This window comes from Rhodoferax antarcticus ANT.BR (assembly GCF_001938565.1).
Classification (GTDB): Bacteria; Pseudomonadota; Gammaproteobacteria; order Burkholderiales; family Burkholderiaceae_C; genus Rhodoferax; species Rhodoferax antarcticus.
In genome coordinates, this window is record NZ_MSYM01000005.1 from 88,315 (window position 1) to 104,575 (window position 16,261).

Sequence of the window (16,261 nt, forward strand, 5' to 3'; positions counted from 1 at the left end):
ACGCCTGCACCGCTGCGGCGCAGGCTGTCACTCGTTAGCCAGGAGGTCCCCATGGCAGAACAGATCTACAAGATTCGCGGCACGCTGGCAGACGCCCGGCCACGCGTTGTGGGTGGCATCAATCCCACCTACCGACTCATACCCGGCGCCGCGCGTGATGGCGCGGGTGACGAGATCAAGGTGGCGGGCAGCAGTGTGGTGCGTGTTGAGCTGGACAACGGCTTTGTGCTCTGGAGCCGGGTCGATGACCTCGCTCATGAATATGGTGCCTTGCCCAGCCGCGATGCGGGTGCCGCCTGGGAGTTTTCGCGGTTGGCGCCGCGCAGCGCCAGCGGTGGTGAGCGCGGCATCCTTGGGCTGGCCATTCGGGTACTGGAGTTCTTTGGCGTTGAGCTGGCCGAAAAATCAGCCGGCAAACTGGGCATCAAGCTCGAAGAAAAGCTGCTTGGCGATCACCCTCCAGGCTTGTATCGGCTCGATTTGGTCGGCAACCTGGCGCTGAGCGCGGTGGCCGATGCGGAGGTTCTGCCCGTCAACCAAGGCCCGACGCTGGTGTTTTTGCATGGCACGGCCAGCAGCACCGAGGGCGGTTTTGGCAAGCTCTGGGAGCCCGGCAACACCGAGGGTTTGCGCCTGCGCCAGGCACTCGCCCCCACTTATGGCAACCGAGTGTTGGCGCTGCAACACCGCACCCTGTCCGAGAGCCCCATCGCCAACGCGCTGGCGCTGGCAAAACGGCTGCCCGCTGGTGCCGAATTGCACCTGGTGAGCCATTCACGCGGCGGCCTGGTGGGTGAGGTGCTGGCGCTGTCAGGCTGCCTGAATCTGGCTGAGGTGTTGACCGCCAACAAGGTGCAAATCCTGTTTGCCGCTGATCGCACCCTGGCGCCCCAACTGGGGCTGGCGCCGCTCGCAGACGATGACGCCAAAGCCCGCGACGCGGCCTACGACGCCGACCGCCAGCGCTTGCTGGAGCTGGTGGCTCTGCTGGCGCAGAAGCAGTTGCGTATCACCCGATTTGTGCGCGTCGCCTGCCCGGCACGCGGCACCACGCTGGCTTCCGGGCGGCTGGACCGCTGGCTGTCGGTGTTGGACTACCTGGTGAATGCCGCCACGGGTTTTGGTCTGTTTGGCGACAGCCTGGACTTTTTGCTGGCGGTAGTGAAAGAGCGCACCGACCCGCGCACCCTGCCCGGCGTCGAGGCGATGATGCCCGGCTCGGCACTCACGCGCTTGCTCAACAGTACCCCAGAGCTGGTGACCTGCGCCGACCTGAGCGTGATCGCCGGGGACATCCAAGCCGGTGACGGCCTGTGGAACACGCTCAAAGTGCTGGCCACCGACTGGTTTTACAAAGACGAACATGACCTGGTGGTGGATACCGGCTCGATGAGCGGTGGCCTGACGCGCGCGCTCGGCGGAGCGCGCCTGCGTCAGGACCAAGGCCCCAAGGTCAACCATTTCCGTTATTTCACCAACGAGGTCAGCGTGCGCTGGCTCGGCGCGGCCTTGAGCCGCGACGTTGCTGATAACGCCGGTTTTCTGCCGCTGTCCGTGCCGCCAGCGGCTGCGCCACGTTGCCAGGCCGCTGCAGCCCGCAGCCGTGAGGGCAACAAGCCACGCCCAATCGTTGTGATGTTGCCCGGCACCATGGGCAGCCAGTTGCGCGCCGATGACGACACCGTCTGGCTGGATTATTGGGCACTGCTCAAAGGCGGGCTCAAGCGCCTGGCCATGGACCACCCGGGCATCTCCCCGGTGGGCCTGGTCGATCAGTTCTATGGCCCGCTGGTGGAGTTTCTGGCGCGTAGCCATCAGGTGGAGCTGTTCCCCTATGACTGGCGTTACTCGGTGCGCCAAGCGGCAGACCGTCTAGCTGTGACGCTGGAGCCCCTGGTGGCACAGGCCGAGCACACTGGGCAGCCGCTGCGCGTGGTGGCGCATTCGATGGGCGCCCTGGTGGTGCGCTCGATGATGGCCGATGGCGGCAAAGGAAGCGCCATGTGGCAGCGCATCACCCGCCTCAATGGTGCACGCTTTCTAATGCTGGGCACACCCAACCTGGGCTCCTATGAAGCTGTGCGTTGGCTCACCGGCTTCAACCCGACACAAACCAAGCTATCGCTGCTGGACATCACCCAAAGCACCGACCAGATCATCGGCCTGGTGGCGCGCTACCCCGGCCTGCTGGAGCTGCTGCCGTTCGCACCGGAAGACCCCGACTTTGCCGACACCAGCCGCTGGGAAAGCTTGCGCCAGGCCGTCTGCGCTCGCTGGGAAACCGCACAGGCGGCCCCGCTGCAAGAAGCGGCTACCACTTGGAAGCTGCTGCGCGCAGCCGCCCCCGACCCCCGTTGCATGGTCTATGTGGCAGGATGCCAGAACGCCACGGTGATCGACTACCAGCTCACCAGCGGCAACGCATGGTGGCGGCCAGACCAGAAGCGCCTGCAGTTCATTGCCACCCGCGAGGGCGACGGCACGGTCAGCTGGCGCTCAGGCCGCCTGCCTGGCGTGCCCACCTGGTATGCCGAAAACACCGCCCACGACGCGCTGTGCGCCCAGACCAAGGCCTTCCCTGGCTACCTGGATTTGCTGGTCAACGGGCAGACGGCGCTGTTGCCCAGCACGCCACCTGCCAGCGCCCGTGCGCTGGGTGGTGAAGAGCGCTTTGTGCTGCCCGACACCCCGCCGGTAGACGGCATTCCGGCGGCGGCTGACATTGGCAGCTTTGGCTTCTCGGGCAGTGGCCCCCTCAGTGAGGAGGCCACCGAGCAGGCCATGCCGCCGATTCAGATCAGCATTCGCCACGGCAACCTGGCTTACGCGCGCCACCCGGTGATGGTGGGCCACTACGAAGGTTTCGCGGTGGTCAGTGCCGAAGCGGTACTGGACCGGCATCTGGGCGGTGCGCTGACCCGGCGGCTGGACCTGGGCGTTTACCCCGGCCCGCTGGGCAGCAACACGGTCATTTTGAACGAAACCGCCAGTGGCAAGCCCGCCGGTGCCGTGGTAGTGGGCCTAGGGCAAATTGGCGCCTTGAGCCCTGGGCTGCTGGAAGAGTCGGTGCGGATCGCCCTGCTGCGCTTCGCCCTGGATGTTTTGCACTGGCCCGACAGCCGCTTCGGCGAAATCGGCCGACCACGCTCGGCGGCGGTGACCTGCCTGCTGGTGGGCACCAGCGGCGGTGGCCTGCCACTGGACGACTCGCTGGAGGCCATGCTGCGCGCGGCGGTGTGTGCCAATCGGCGCTTGGCTGCTCAGGGGCTGGACAGCCGCGTGTTGATTGACCGCATCGAGTTTCTGGAGGTTTTTGAAGACGTTGCCATTGCCGCCGCCGAGGCGCTAGGGCGCATCGTGCAGAGAGACGCGCTGGCCGACACGCTGCGCTGGGATGCCCAGGCCGTCGAGCCGGGTCAGGGTGGGCGTCGGCGGGTGCGTTTTGACCAGCCACAAGAGTGGTACCAGCGCTTGGAGATCATTGAAGAAGGCGGTCACCTGCGTTTTACTTTCCCCACCGACCAGGCACGGGCCGAAGAAACCCTGGCCACCGGACAGCTGGCGCTGGCACAGAGTTTTATGCAGATTGCCAGCCAGAGCACCGGGCAAAACTCCGAAGCCTCCAAAACCCTGTTTGAGATGCTGCTACCGCTGCGCCTGCGCGAGCTCAGCGCCCAGCAGGGCAATATGGTGGTGATGGTGGATGCCAAAACCGCCCCTTACCCCTGGGAACTACTGGAAAACCGCTGGGCCACCGGCGAGCGTCCACCTGCCGTGGCCGCCGGTTTTGTGCGTCAGTTCCGCACAAACGAATTCCGTCAGCGCCCGGTGCACGGCCTGAACACCACCGCGCTGGTGATCGGCAACCCAGATCTGAGCGGCGCAACCGAATTTGCCGACCTGCCGGGTGCCCGCGAAGAAGCGCGCCAGGTGGCCGAGCAGCTGAGCAACAGCGGCTACGAGGTGCTGGACTGCATCGACCAGACCAGCACCCCGATCATGGAAGCCTTGCACAAAAACAGCTGGCGCATCGTGCACCTGGCCGGGCATGGCGTACACCTGTACCAGCGGCCCAAGGCCCTGGACTGCAAACCGATCTCGGGAATGGTGATTGGGGGCGACGCCTTTTTGACACCGGGCGACCTGGCGCAATTGCGTTATGTGCCCGAGTTGGTGTTTGTGAACTGCTGTCACCTGGGCCGGGTGGACGGCGCCCGCCCGCTGGACCGCCTTGGGTTGGCCGCGAATCTGGGTGAAGAACTCATCTGCATGGGCGTGCGTGCGGTGATCGCTGCGGGCTGGGCGGTGGACGACCGCGCCGGCCAAGAGTTTGCCGCCTCGTTCTACCGGGCCATGCTCGCCGGACGAGCTTTCGGTGACGCGGTCCGTCTGGCGCGTGAGGATATCTGGACGCGTTACCCCGATGTCAACACCTGGGGTGCTTACCAGTGTTATGGCGACCCGGACTTCCGCTTCCACCGCGACGGCATTGTGATGCAGCAGCGCTTGCCGGACTTCGGCACACCGTATGAATTGGTGGTGGAGCTGGACAACCTGTGTGCCGACTGGCGCGGCGGGGGCGACACCGAGGACGGTGCCGAGCGTATTAACGGCCTCCTGCGGGAGCGGGTACCCAAGGCGCAGAGCGAACGCTGGCTGGCGCAAGCCGACGTGTGTGCCGCGCTGGGCATGGCGTGGGGCGAGTTGCGGGAGTTCGGCCAGGCGGTGATGTGGCTGAACAAGGCGATCACCGCCGAGCGCGGCGAATGCTCGGTGCGGGCGCTGGAGCAGCACGCCAATTTCCGGGTGCGCCTGGCGCTGGAGGAGTGGCGTGCCACCCACCGCCAGAGCGCGGCCAAGCGTGAGTCGGCGCGGCTACAGGCCAGAGACCTGATTGAAGCCGCCCTGTTGGACCTGGACGTGCTCTGCCGCCGCGCCCCCACCGTGGAGCGCCTGAACCTGCTGGGCAGCGCCTACAAACGCCTGGCGCTGGTGGAGTCCCAAGTAGACAAGCGGCTGGAGGCCCTGACGAATATGGCCGAGCATTACCGCCTGGCCATGCAGCGCCAGCGCGACGCCTATCCCTTTTGCAACTGGCTGGCCGCCACACTGCTGACCGGGCACCAAGGCACTGAGCTCACGCTCGACATGGCCGACCTGCAGCACCAGATGGCCGACATGCAGGTGGCGCTCAACCGCCGCCTGCAAGACGACCCCAACTTCTGGGACACCACCAGCCTGGCCGACCTGAGCCTGAGCCACCTGCTGCTGCAAAGCACGGCCCCACCACGAACGCGTGCCAAAGTCTCGGCCGGTGAGGCCGCCGCCCCGGTGCTGGCCGCCTACCGCGCCGCCATTGGTCGCGCCAGCAGCCCGCGCGAAAAGTCTGCCCTGGTCGACAACCTGGACTTTCTGCGCACACTCTGGGCACCGCGCGACAAGCTCACGATCGGCATTCTTGAGCAACTGCAGGAGAGTCTGTCATGAGCACACGACGCAAGGCCCGGCTATCCGTCGCTGCCCCGGTAGCAGCTGAAGCCACCGCAATAACCCAGACGCCAGAACCAGCCCCGCGAGTGTTTCGTCGCAAACGCGCAGCGCCTGCCGAGCGCGCCTTGGCAGGCCCCGCAACGCTGGCCCGCGGCGAGCCAGACCTGAGCCAGACACCGCTGGAGCAGATTAACTTAGCGCAGCTTGCACCACGCACCCTGATTGCGCCAAATTTCCGCGCCTATGAACTCACCCAGTCTGACTTGGCCTCGCGTCGGGGTATCGCCAACGGATTTGACAGCGAGCAGCACCTGCGCTCAGCGATCCATCTGGCGCGCCACGTTTTGCAGGCGGTGCGTGATGCGTTTAAAGCGTTCACGCCCAACAGTGTCTATCGCAGCCAGGCGCTGGAGCGCGTCCTGAAAAACAAGCCCTCCACCTGGGTCAGCACCAGCCAGCATGCCACGGGTGAGGCATGTGACATTGAGATCGTCGGCATGCCCACGCTGGCGTTGGCCGCCTGGGCGCGTGACCACCTGGACGACTTTGATCAGATCATCTGCGAGTGTTACGACCCGCGCGTCGGGCCTAACTCAGGCTGGGTGCACATCTCTTTGAAGGCGCCAGGACAGGGCAGCAACCGGCGCCAGTGCCTGAGTTATGTGCCCGATGCCAGCGGCAGGCTGGTGTATGTGACCGGCCTGCAGGCCATGGCCTGACAGCTCGCGCGCGCTTTGGCTTCTGGCAAGATTCTCACGCTGCTGATCATCGCCACCTTGCTGGCGGTGATCAGTGCACAGGTGGTGGCTTGGCGTTACCGCGCCAGCATGAAGCGGCTGATGCGCGCAACCCTTACAGCGGCGACGGTCGATGCGTCAAGCGCAGCCAGCAACGCCCCCGAGCGCCCCCAGCCGCGACCTCCCGCGCGGTTGACGCTGGCGGATAACCAGCGGGCCTATCGCCAGCTGTTGATCATTTTTATGGGGTTGACGCTGGTGATTGCGCTCACCCGCACGCTCATCACGCAGTGGATCGCCGATGCACCCATCAGCTTCAAAACCGTTGCCACGCTGGGCGCGGCCTACGCCTGGCCGGTGTTGCCGGTGCTGGCTGTGTTGGGCCGCTGGTCGCGCTGGCGCTTTGTCGGGGCGATGCTGGGTTGGTTTGTGCTGGCGGTGCTGCTGCTGAGCTGGCGCACCAACGAGTCCATCACGCTGCTGATGATCGTGAAGTGGATGGCGTTTGACGTGGGCCTGCCGCTGCTGCTGGTGACTGTGTTGTGCCTGGGGGGCGCTGCCCGCGCAGTGGGGCCGTGGCTGGCACCGCTGTTTGTGCTGCTGAGCGCGTCATCGCAACTGGGTGTGGACTTGCTCGCCGCGCTGATCGAGGCCAACAGCCCGATTGTCCAGTGGCTGGCCCGCTGGATGGGTGCCACTTGGGCCTTTGTGTTGTTTGCCCTGCTGCCGTGGCTGCTGGCCTGGTGGCCCGCGCGCTGGCTCGGCCGGCAGCTTGCACGGGCGTATCGCCGGCAGCAGGTGTCCGAACTGTTTTACCTTTTCACGGCGGTGTGGACCATTGCCCTGATCAGCCCGACGCTCATGGCGATAAGCAGCATGGGCTGGGGAGCCTTGGTGTGCTTTGTGCCACTGCTATGGATTCCGATGGCTGCGGCAGTGATGCAGCGCCAACGCACAACCGCTGCGTCGGCCCGGCCACCCACGCTGCTGGTGCTGCGCGTGTTTCAACAGGATGCCAATGTGCAAGACCTGTTTGACCGGGTGATTGAGCGCTGGCGCCTGACCGGCAACACGGTCTTGATCGCTGGCACCGACCTGCTGGAGCGCACCATTGACGCTGATGACATCTTCACCTTCATCGACCGGCGTCTGGGTGAACGCTTCATCCAGGCCCCGGCAGATGTGCCGCGCCGCCTGGCTGAATTTGAATGGCGCGCCGATGTAGATGGCCGCCACCGTGTCAACGAATGCTATTGCCACGACACCACCTGGCAGCAGGCGCTGATGGCGCTGGTGCGGGTGAGCGACGTGGTTTTGATGGACCTGCGTAACTTTGTCGCGCAGAACAAGGGCTGCCTGCACGAGCTGCAGGTGCTCACCCAGGCGCCCGGGCTGCGCCGCGTGGTGGTGCTGGTCAACGACCAGACCGAGCTACCGCCAGCGCAGGCCGCCACAGTGGGTGCGCCAGAAGGTCGCTTTGTCTGGCTCAGCCAGCAAGCGGCCAAACCGTTGGCTACCGATGCTATGCTGGCGCCGTTGTTTACTATAAGTTAGATAGCTACCAGCGCTTTATGTATAAGGGCTAGAGGCTGATTCCTTATAAATTCATCAACCCGCAGCGACAAGCATCCGCTTGTCGGCGCTGGCTGACTTGGCGCTGTGCAGCGCACCAAACTGAATGTCACCGCCGAGTTGGCCACCCTCTTCAATCACCAGCTTGCCGTAACGAATCTTGCCGCTGACGCAGCCGGTTGAATAAATCACCAGCTTCTCGCGCACCGTCAAATCACCGTCAAACTGCCCGCGAATCTCGGCTAGGTCAACCTCGGCTGACCCTTTAAAAGCGCCAGGCTCGGCAATTTCCATCAGCCGCGCATCCATGGTGGCTTCGACCAGCCCCTCGACAAACAGCGTATCGCAATCGGTGATTTCCACGCCTTTGAGCTTGATGTTGGGGCCAACGGTAAGCTTGCTGCCGCCTTCGCGGTGCGGTGCCTTGGCCTGTGCAGCGGCTGCGTCTGCGTCTTGGGCTGTTGATGCAGCACTGGCGCTGGCCGAACTGTTGCCGTTGGCCGAACTCTAAGCCGATGTGCCGCCTGATGCGGTGTAACCGGGTACCTGCGGCAGCGGCACGACGTGGCGGGCGTGGGTGGCTTCATCGCGTTTGTTGAAAAAGTGAGGTGACATGGCCATGGGTGTGAATTCCTTAAAAGCCCCATGCTAAAAGTCCAACGCCCAAAAGTCGCCACCGGTTTTGCAAGTGTTGTAACAGGAAGGATCCCGGCCTGCGTGGTCCAGCGCACAGTCTGGCGCATGAAACCTGTCTATATTCGTATGACTGTTTTTGGCCGCTGTCTTGCGGCACAGCACACCTGTCATGAACACCCACTTACACACATTCAAGTTTTCTGACCAGCCTCCCGAGCATCTGACTCTGGCCAGCCACCGGTCTGCACCCCGGTGGCAGCGGCTGTGGGTGCTGCTGCGTTCACCGCTGTTGCTGCAGATACTGGCGGTGTGGGCGGTGATCGGTTTGGTGCTGATCTTTCACGCCGTGGTAACGCAGGCGGTACACCAAAGTGGTTTACGGCACCAAGCGCTGGCGGCACAGTCTCAAGCAGCTTGGCGCTGCAAGCTGCTTCCCAGCGCGTCAGCCCGCCAAGTCTGCCTGCGCGAACGGCCCACCGCCAGCGGCCAGTAGCTTGACTCGCCCGGCGCGGCCCAAGCACAGACCCAAACGCCAGCCCAATTCCTTACTCTGCGCCGTTTTTAGGTGTGTCAGTACGATGGCGCAAATACGGAGAACATCATGCACACTACATTTCGCTTTTCTTCCTTACGCGCGGCGACTGCCGTGGTGGCGCTGACCATTGCTTCGCTGGCCGTGCCCTCCCTAGCGCATGCCAAACGGCTTTTTGGGGGTGTCAAGCCGATGCCGCGCACCAGCGTTACCAAAGCCCCGAAGCCGCCAGTCGCGCCGGTTGCACCGGCCGCTGCCAAGGCCCCGGCAGCAGCCGTGGCACCCGCCGCCCGCAGCCCCAGCATGCTGGGTACCGTGGGTGCGGTGGCGGTGGGCGCTGCTGTTGGCACCATGGCCGGGGGTGCGTTGGCAGGCAGTATGTCACCCGACAAAGACACCCAAGCCAAAGAAACCAAGGCCCTGGCCGCCGAGAAAGAAGCCAAGGAACTGCAACGCCAGGCCGATGAGGCCAAACGCCGTGCTGACGCCGCGCGTGCCGCCGTGCAGTGATGCAAAGCCTGGGCGCAGGCCCCGAGGTGCGTGTTGTCAGCCCGGGTAGGCGCTGACCACCCGCTGGGCGATCAGGTCTAGCGCGGGTTTGACATTGCCCTGCTTGTCGGTCCAAGCCTTGGGCGTCAGGCTGCCGGCCAAGGCCACCGAATCGCCATCGCGCAGCGCCAGCAGGGCCTGGCCAACTGCCTCGTCAAAAGCAATCACGTTGACCATCAGGTTCTCGCCATCACTACTGGGCGCACGCACCTTGGCCACCACAAACCGGCTCTCGGCTTTGCCCACGCGTTGCTCCGGGTCACCAATCAGGCGGCCAGCGATCAATCCATCAATCATTCTTTTTTCCTCAAAAATTTGCCCATGACTTTGAACCAACCCTGCGGTAACCCGTACCCGCGTGACGTTCTATCCGTTTAAGTATGCCTCGGCGTGAACCATGGCGAGCCGCAGCGGTGCCCGGTACCTTCTTCCAGGTCATCGCGATAAGGCAATTTGATGACAATCAGCAGGAGCCGTTGCCCTTTTAGCTGAGGGCTATCTCGGTTTCAGCCGCAGCAGCATACCGTCGGCACTGTCGGTCAGCAGATAGATCAGCCCGTCCGGGCCCTGGCGCACCGCCCGTATGCGCTCGTTGAGGTGTTGCAGCAGCTTCTCTTCACGCACCACCTTGCCGCCCTGCAGCTCCAGCCGGGCCAGGTAGCGAAACTTCAACGCGCCCACCAGCAAACTGCCCTGCCAAGCCGGGCCGTAGCGCGCACTGGTGACAAAAGCCATGCCGGACGGTGCCATCGATGGCGTCCACTGGTACACCGGCTGTTCCATGCCTGCACGGGCCTGGAGGCCTTGGCCAATCGGCCCACCGCCGTATTGCTCTGCGTAGGTAATGACTGGCCAGCCGTAGTTTTTGCCAGACTGTGGCCGGTTCAGCTCGTCACCGCCTTGCGGCCCATGCTCTACCGTCCAGAGTGCGCCGTCGGGACTCCAGGCCGCCCCCTGCACATTGCGGTGCCCCCAGCTCCAGATTTCTTTCATTGCGCCTTTCTGCGCGACCAGCGGGTTATCCAAGGGAATGCTGCCGTCTTTGTGAATACGCACCAGCTTGCCGAGGTGGTTGTCCAGCGTCTGGGCGTCCTGCATGCGGTGATACCGATCGCCCAGGGTGAGAAACAGCTTGCCGTCAGGGCTTTCGACGATCCGGCAGCCAAAATGTGCCGTGCCATACACCTTGGGTTTCTGGCTGAACAAAACCTGGACCTTGTCCAGCCGTCTGGCATCTTCAGACAGTTGGGCGCAAGCCAGGGCTGTTGAATAAACATTGCCTTCGGCAGCTGGCTCGGTGTAACAAAAGTAAATCATTCGGTTGCTGGCAAACTGGCTGTCGGCCAGCACATCCAGCAGACCACCCTGGCCTGCGGCGTGGATCGGGGGTAGGCCCGCGATGGCCGGGCCGACCTGACCCTGCAGCGTAACTACCCGCAAGCGCCCGGGTCGCTCGCTGATGAGCAGGCGCTGTGCATCGATGAAGGTCAGGCCCCACGGATGCTCCAGCCCTTTGACGAGGATGTCCGGCTGCGGGTCGGCACCAGACGTGGAGGGCGCCTGCGCAGCGGCCGGAGTCGGGGGCACTTGGGCACTCGCCGGGCGTGCGAAAACGGTAGCGCAAGAGATAGCGCATACAGACCATGCCAAATACTGCTTCATCGTCTTCCTTGCGGATTTGGGGCGTTCAACGATACTCTGTCAAATCGGTTGTGCATGGAGTTGTATGGATATTTCGAGCTTTTTTCAACAGTATTGGCCTTTTCTGGCGCTGGTTCTCTGGTTGGGCTACAAGTGGTGGAACTCCAAAAAAGTTGTGGGCCTGCTGCCCGAGCTCAGGGCCAGTGGCGCCACCTTTGTCGATGTGCGCTCAGCCGCTGAGTTTGCCCAGGCCAATGCACCTGGCAGCATCAATATCCCCCTGCAGGAACTGAGCAGCCGGCTCGGTGAGATTCCCAAGACCAGCCCGGTGGTGTTGTGCTGCGCCAGCGGCTCACGCAGCGGCATGGCCAAACTTGTGCTGAAGAAAAATGGCTACCCAACGGTTTACAACGTCGGTGCCTGGACCAAGCTTTTGAACTGATCTTTGGGCTTGCGCGAGCCATAGGCGTTGGCGTAGACCCAGGTGAATTCGGCGCCAATGAGAAAAATTTGTGCCGAGTAATATACCCAGAGCAACACCACCACCAGCGAGCCCGCTGCGCCAAAGCCCGAGATCACGCCGCTACGCCCGATGTACAGGCCAATCAGAAACTTGCCAAAGGTGAACAGCGTGGCGGTAAACACCGCACCGGTCCAGACATCTCGCCATTGCACCTGCGCCCGCGGCATCACCTTGTAGATCAGCGCAAACATGGCCGCCACCAGCACAAAGCTGCCAATCGCGTTGACCAGCGCCGCCAGCGCCACCCACGCGCCAAACACCGGCTGCAGCCAGCTGCCCATGACCCCCAGCACGGCACTGACCACCAGTGACACGATGAGCAGGAAGCCAATGGCCAGAATCATCCCGAAAGACAGCAGCCGCGCCCGCACCAGCGCCAACCAGCCGTTGCCGGGGTTATGCGCGGCCACGCGCCAGATGCGGTCCAGCGCGTCCTGCAGTTCGGCAAACACGGTGGTGGCACCCACGAAGAGCATTAACAAGCCCAGCACGGTGGCCAGCGAGCCTTCCAGCGGCTTGTCCACGCTGGCCAGCAGGTCTTGCACAGCTTTGGCGCCAGAATTGCCCATCAAGGCGCTTAGCTGGTGCGCAATTTCACCGCGCGCAGCGTCTTCGCCGAAGACCAGGCCGGCCACGGAGATGACGATCAGCAACAAAGGCGCCAGGGAAAACAAGGTGTAGTACGCCAGTGCGGCACCCATGCTGGGCGCATAGTCGGCCAGCCAAGACCGCGCGGTGAGCCGCAGAAGCCGCCAAAAGGCGCGCAAGTCCCAGGGCACGTCAGGCGACCCTGGTTTTTAAGCGGAGCACTTGGACAGCTTGCAGCGCTGACAAATGGAACATGAACACCTCTGGTCAATAGCAAAGCAGCTTAGTGTTGACCGCCAGCACTCATGCTGGCTGTACGCCAGCGCACATGGCGGGCTGAGTTGGCGCGCTGGAGTAAGCATGAAAATGCTCTCTAGCCCCTATTATTTAAGGGCTATGCGCTATTGTTTTTTATTAATGCTGTGTTGAGCTAATCAGGTCTGCGGGAGTGAGCTGGTGTCAAAGCTGCTTGGCCTAGGTGCGCTGGGCACGCTGTGGTGTTTGAACTTGGTTGTCGGGTTCGTGATTGGACCCATAAGAGTCATCGAGCTTTCAGTGCCCGTCGGCAGGTTCCGACCCGTTACAGTCGTTCAACCTGGCTGAATGAATGGCTGCTGCGCAGCGTGACCTGACGGCCATCAATGCCCGCCTCCGGGTGAGCCAGTTTTCAAATTTGAGGTGCCGACCAGCCGCCGTTCGTGGGCATATCCAACTTGCCCAATGGAGTCAATGACCGATTTGCGAGGTATTCCACTTAGTCTGTCCACTCTTTTTGATTTAGGCCAATGTGCCTGATTGCGTTCGTCAAGAACAGTACAAAGATAAGGCAAATCCTCGACCACCGTGAGTTGGGACTGCCCTGCAGCGTTCATTAGCGCAGGTCTCTTTTGCGGGAAAAGCTTAACTAAAACAATGCCATAATCCAATGGGGAAGTAGTCACCAACATGAGATATATCGTGACCAAAACAAACACCAAAAAAAGGTGCGAGCTGACTAAATTGTGGCCACTGGCGTCGGGAACCTGGTCCCCTGATTTACACGGCACGGGTTTCATCCTGAGCCAGACGGCCAATCAGCATGGCCCTTCCAGCGTCTTGCAGCGTGACGACCTCAGCGCGCTTTTGCAGGCAGGCTGCGTCCTTGATGTACCGCAGGCAATGTTCCCCCCTGAATTCAAATTTTGTCCAAGGTCTGGCAAGGCCTTGCAGCTTGCGCCGCAAACTGCGACAGGAATTAGCTGGGTGCCGCCGTTTGGTGCCGCGCCACTTGCGCCACGTGCCAGCCGCGCGGTCCGCGGCTTGCGCCAGGCGGCGATGGCGATCAAACTGACCCGCCAGGACCAGCGTCGTGCCGATACCGACCCCGACGCCTCACTGGGTCTGCCGCCACCGGGCGATTACGAGTACTTTTCGACCCCTGCGGGCAGTCGTGCAGCGGTGCTGCTGGCGCTGGACCCGGCCAAGGGCCTGCTTTACTTGTTGTTGCCGACATCCAAACGCTGGGAACTGCTTGAGCATGACGGCGGTGGCTTGCTGGCCGAGTCGCGCTGCGCGCGCTCCGACTGGCGTTGCGAGCTCGCCGTTGACGGCTTGCGCAGCCTGCTCTTCCTGCCCACCGAATCGGGCCTAGCCTGCCTCAGCCCCGACGCGGCCAGCCTGGGTTTCGAGGTCGACTACATCGGCGACGCGCCGGCCATCGGCGCACCTTTGCAGTTCGGTGAACAGGTCTGGGCGCCGCTGCGGCTCGCCGATGGCGGCATCCGATTCGTCAGCGCAAGCGTCAGCGGCGAGGCCGGCGCACAGGTCGACTTGCCGGCCACCAGCACCGGTGTGTCGGCGCTGGGCGCATTACATGCCCCGCTGGCCGATGGGCGCACCGCCTTGTGGCCCTGCGACAACGGTCAACTCTTGCTGCGCAAGCAGGCCAGCGGCGCGCTGGTCGCGAGTTTTCAGGCCTGGCCCGCCGGTGTGCAACCGTCCTTCGAGTTTGGCAGCCCGTATCTGTCGCGTGACGGCAGCCTCTGGCAGCTTTGTTTTGACACGCAGCACGACAGTTATATCTATCTGCAGCTCGGTGTCGACAAGTCCGAGCGGGCGTCGGCGCTGGCGCCGCGCCTGTGTTCTGGCAGCTTCAACTTCCGTTTTGCCACCAAGTTCAAGAGTGAGCCCTGGCTGGAGCCCGAGCATGGCGATGACGGCGGCTCCGACGAGGTGGTCCTGCCCTTGCTGGAGTCGACCAGCAGTGTCGCGGTGCTGGGCCTGAAGCTGGAAACCACCGCCGGCCTGGCCGATCTGCTGCGCTCGAGCGAGCGTATGCGGGCGGTGCTGGTGCTGGACGACGCGTCAAGCCAGACCGCTTTCCACATGCTCGTTGTGGCCGAGCCCTGGAGGCTACGGGTCTTTATTCACGCCGGCCTGCTCTGGGCCTATCACCCACTGTTGAGTCGTTTGGACGGATGGACCTTGCAACCATGAATATTTTTGCCCGTGCCGCCCGCGCTGCTGTTGTCTTTTGTGCGGGCCTGGTCGCCTTGCCCGCGGTTTCAGCCGGCATACAGCAGGCCTTCCTGGTGCAGAACTCGGGCTGGATGGAGCCGTTTTACAGCGACCCGGCCTCGCAGCTGAAAGCCCTGGTGGCAGCGGTGGCCGGCGCGGCGACCAGCGCCGATGACCCGGTGTTCACACTCGCCTTCAGCCAGAGCAAGGGCAGCAATGTGTCGCCGGCGCTGCTGGCCAGCGGTCGGGGAACCGCTGCAATGGGCCGTGACCTGGCGGCGCTGACGGTGGCCCGCAAGGGGCCCGGCGCGGCGCTGGCCGACACCGATTTCAAGGAAGCCATCAGCAAGACCATCACCGGCCCGTTCAAGGCCGCGCCGGGCATCATCTGGATCTTCACCAACAACAAGAACAGCCCCGACAACGACGCCCAGACCGCCGAGCGCAACCGCGATTTCTATCGCCTGCTGCACCTTGAGCCGTCGATCACCAAGACCCTGGTGTTTGCGCTCAAGATGCCGGTGCAGGGCAAGCAATTTGCGGCGCGCGGGCTGATGGTCTACGCGCTGGCCTACGGCAAGCCGGCCGCCGAAGCGCTCGACCGGATCATGGCCGAGGGGCGGCTGACGCGTGTGCTGACCCAGGCGCCGGCGCGGCTCAAGCCGGTCGACCAAGACGCGCTGCGCATCGTGCCAGTGGCGGTCAAAGACGCGCCGAATGTGTCTGCCAGCCTGGGCGCCGACCAGCGCACGCTGGTGCTCGACGTCGAGGCCGCCGGCCTGGTGCCGACGGTGACCTTGCAGGCCAAGCTGGAAAACCTGTTCTACCCCTACGTGATCCAGCGCGCTGGCGTCGAGGCCAGCTTGCTGGGCAGCGCCGAACGCACGCCGGTGCGCGTCGAACCGGCCGTGGTGCAGGGCCTGCAGCCGGGTGCCGCCCAGCCGGTGGAGGTGAGCTTCACGCTGCCGATGGCGCAGGTGCCGTCGGCCTGGTCGGCGCAGGCGCTGGCGGCCATGGGCAAGCAGGTGCTGCTGCCGATGGTGGTCGAGATGGGCCTGACCGGCCAGCAACTGACCCTGTCCGAAAACTTCTCGGCGGAAATGCGCGAACTGTTCCCGGGTGACCCGATCTCCGAGGTGTTCACACCGCCGGACAGCGTGCGGGCCTCGCTGGTGCGGGTTCCGCTGCTGGTGCGGATTCAATACCCGCTGCTGCCGGTACTGGCGCTGATGGGCGGTTTGTTGCTGCTGGTCGGCGGGCTGGTCGCGCTGGGCCTGGCCTCGCGCAGCAGCAAGCGTTATGAGTTGGTGGTTGACGGCAATAAGCGCAACGTTGTGCTCAAGCCCTTCGCCAGCCTCGCCATCAAGGACGGCGAAGGCCGGCTGGTGGGCGAGATCAAGCGTGGCCTGGGTCGCCCGCAAGTGCTCAGTGTCGCCGAGGGCCATACCCTCAACCTGGGCCGCCCCTGAAGGCCGGCGCGCCGGTCCAGCATTCATT

11 protein-coding genes and 1 pseudogene are annotated in these 16,261 nt (G+C 63.7%); 8 read left to right on the forward strand and 4 right to left on the reverse strand.

Annotation, left to right across the window (positions count from 1 at the left end):
• Window positions 1-51: 51 nt before the first annotated feature.
• Genes BLL52_RS02150 through BLL52_RS02160 form a run of 3 tightly spaced genes read left to right on the forward strand, consistent with a single transcriptional unit; the run spans window position 52 to window position 7,781 of the window.
• Entirely contained in the window at window positions 52-5,487 is a 5,436-nt protein-coding gene (locus tag BLL52_RS02150; RefSeq protein ID WP_075585089.1) for a CHAT domain-containing protein, read from the forward strand.
• Window positions 5,484-6,209, forward strand: a complete 726-nt coding sequence (locus tag BLL52_RS02155; protein WP_083633735.1) for a D-Ala-D-Ala carboxypeptidase family metallohydrolase — start codon at window positions 5,484-5,486, stop codon at window positions 6,207-6,209. The genes BLL52_RS02150 and BLL52_RS02155 overlap by 4 nt, the downstream gene beginning before the upstream one ends.
• 15 nt (window positions 6,210-6,224) lie before the next feature.
• Window positions 6,225-7,781 carry a hypothetical protein gene (locus tag BLL52_RS02160; protein ID WP_075585090.1) on the forward strand — a complete coding sequence of 519 codons (1,557 nt, stop codon included), beginning with the start codon at window positions 6,225-6,227 and terminating at the stop codon, window positions 7,779-7,781.
• Window positions 7,782-7,835: 54 nt separating this feature from the next.
• Here the strand turns inward: BLL52_RS02160 and BLL52_RS02165 are convergent.
• A pseudogene (locus tag BLL52_RS02165) lies at window positions 7,836-8,306 on the reverse strand (bactofilin family protein); the annotation flags it as partial.
• A gap of 298 nt (window positions 8,307-8,604) precedes the next feature.
• On the opposite strand from BLL52_RS02165, the gene BLL52_RS02170 reads away from it, so the two are divergent.
• Entirely contained in the window at window positions 8,605-8,928 is a 324-nt protein-coding gene (locus tag BLL52_RS02170; RefSeq protein WP_075585091.1) for a hypothetical protein, read from the forward strand.
• A 108-nt stretch (window positions 8,929-9,036) separates the two neighbouring features.
• Window positions 9,037-9,477, forward strand: coding sequence for a hypothetical protein (locus BLL52_RS02175; protein ID WP_075585202.1), 441 nt, complete (start codon window positions 9,037-9,039; stop codon window positions 9,475-9,477).
• Between the two features lie 36 nt (window positions 9,478-9,513).
• Here the strand turns inward: BLL52_RS02175 and BLL52_RS02180 are convergent, their stop codons facing one another.
• Both BLL52_RS02180 and BLL52_RS02185 read right to left on the reverse strand, forming a co-directional pair.
• Window positions 9,514-9,813 (reverse strand): single-stranded DNA-binding protein, encoded by a 300-nt coding sequence (locus BLL52_RS02180; protein WP_075585092.1) that lies wholly within the window; start codon window positions 9,811-9,813, stop codon window positions 9,514-9,516.
• Between the two features lie 198 nt (window positions 9,814-10,011).
• Window positions 10,012-11,103, reverse strand: coding sequence for a PQQ-dependent sugar dehydrogenase (locus BLL52_RS02185; RefSeq protein WP_241838961.1), 1,092 nt, complete (start codon window positions 11,101-11,103; stop codon window positions 10,012-10,014).
• A gap of 139 nt (window positions 11,104-11,242) precedes the next feature.
• On the opposite strand from BLL52_RS02185, the gene BLL52_RS02190 reads away from it, so the two are divergent.
• The gene (locus BLL52_RS02190) at window positions 11,243-11,599 is read left to right on the forward strand and encodes a rhodanese-like domain-containing protein (RefSeq protein ID WP_083633737.1); all 357 of its coding nucleotides are present in this window, start codon (window positions 11,243-11,245) and stop codon (window positions 11,597-11,599) included.
• Here BLL52_RS02190 and BLL52_RS02195 read toward each other — a convergent pair.
• On the reverse strand, window positions 11,563-12,459 hold the full coding sequence (locus tag BLL52_RS02195; protein WP_139313277.1) for a YihY/virulence factor BrkB family protein: 897 nt from the start codon (window positions 12,457-12,459) through the stop codon (window positions 11,563-11,565). The two genes, BLL52_RS02190 and BLL52_RS02195, sit on opposite strands and share 37 nt — an antisense overlap.
• A 766-nt stretch (window positions 12,460-13,225) precedes the next feature.
• Between BLL52_RS02195 and BLL52_RS02205 the strand changes: the two genes are divergently transcribed.
• Window positions 13,226-14,743, forward strand: coding sequence for a hypothetical protein (locus BLL52_RS02205; RefSeq protein ID WP_139313278.1), 1,518 nt, complete (start codon window positions 13,226-13,228; stop codon window positions 14,741-14,743).
• Window positions 14,740-16,233 (forward strand): hypothetical protein, encoded by a 1,494-nt coding sequence (locus BLL52_RS02210; protein ID WP_075585095.1) that lies wholly within the window; start codon window positions 14,740-14,742, stop codon window positions 16,231-16,233. The genes BLL52_RS02205 and BLL52_RS02210 overlap by 4 nt, the downstream gene beginning before the upstream one ends.
• Window positions 16,234-16,261: the final 28 nt, after the last annotated feature.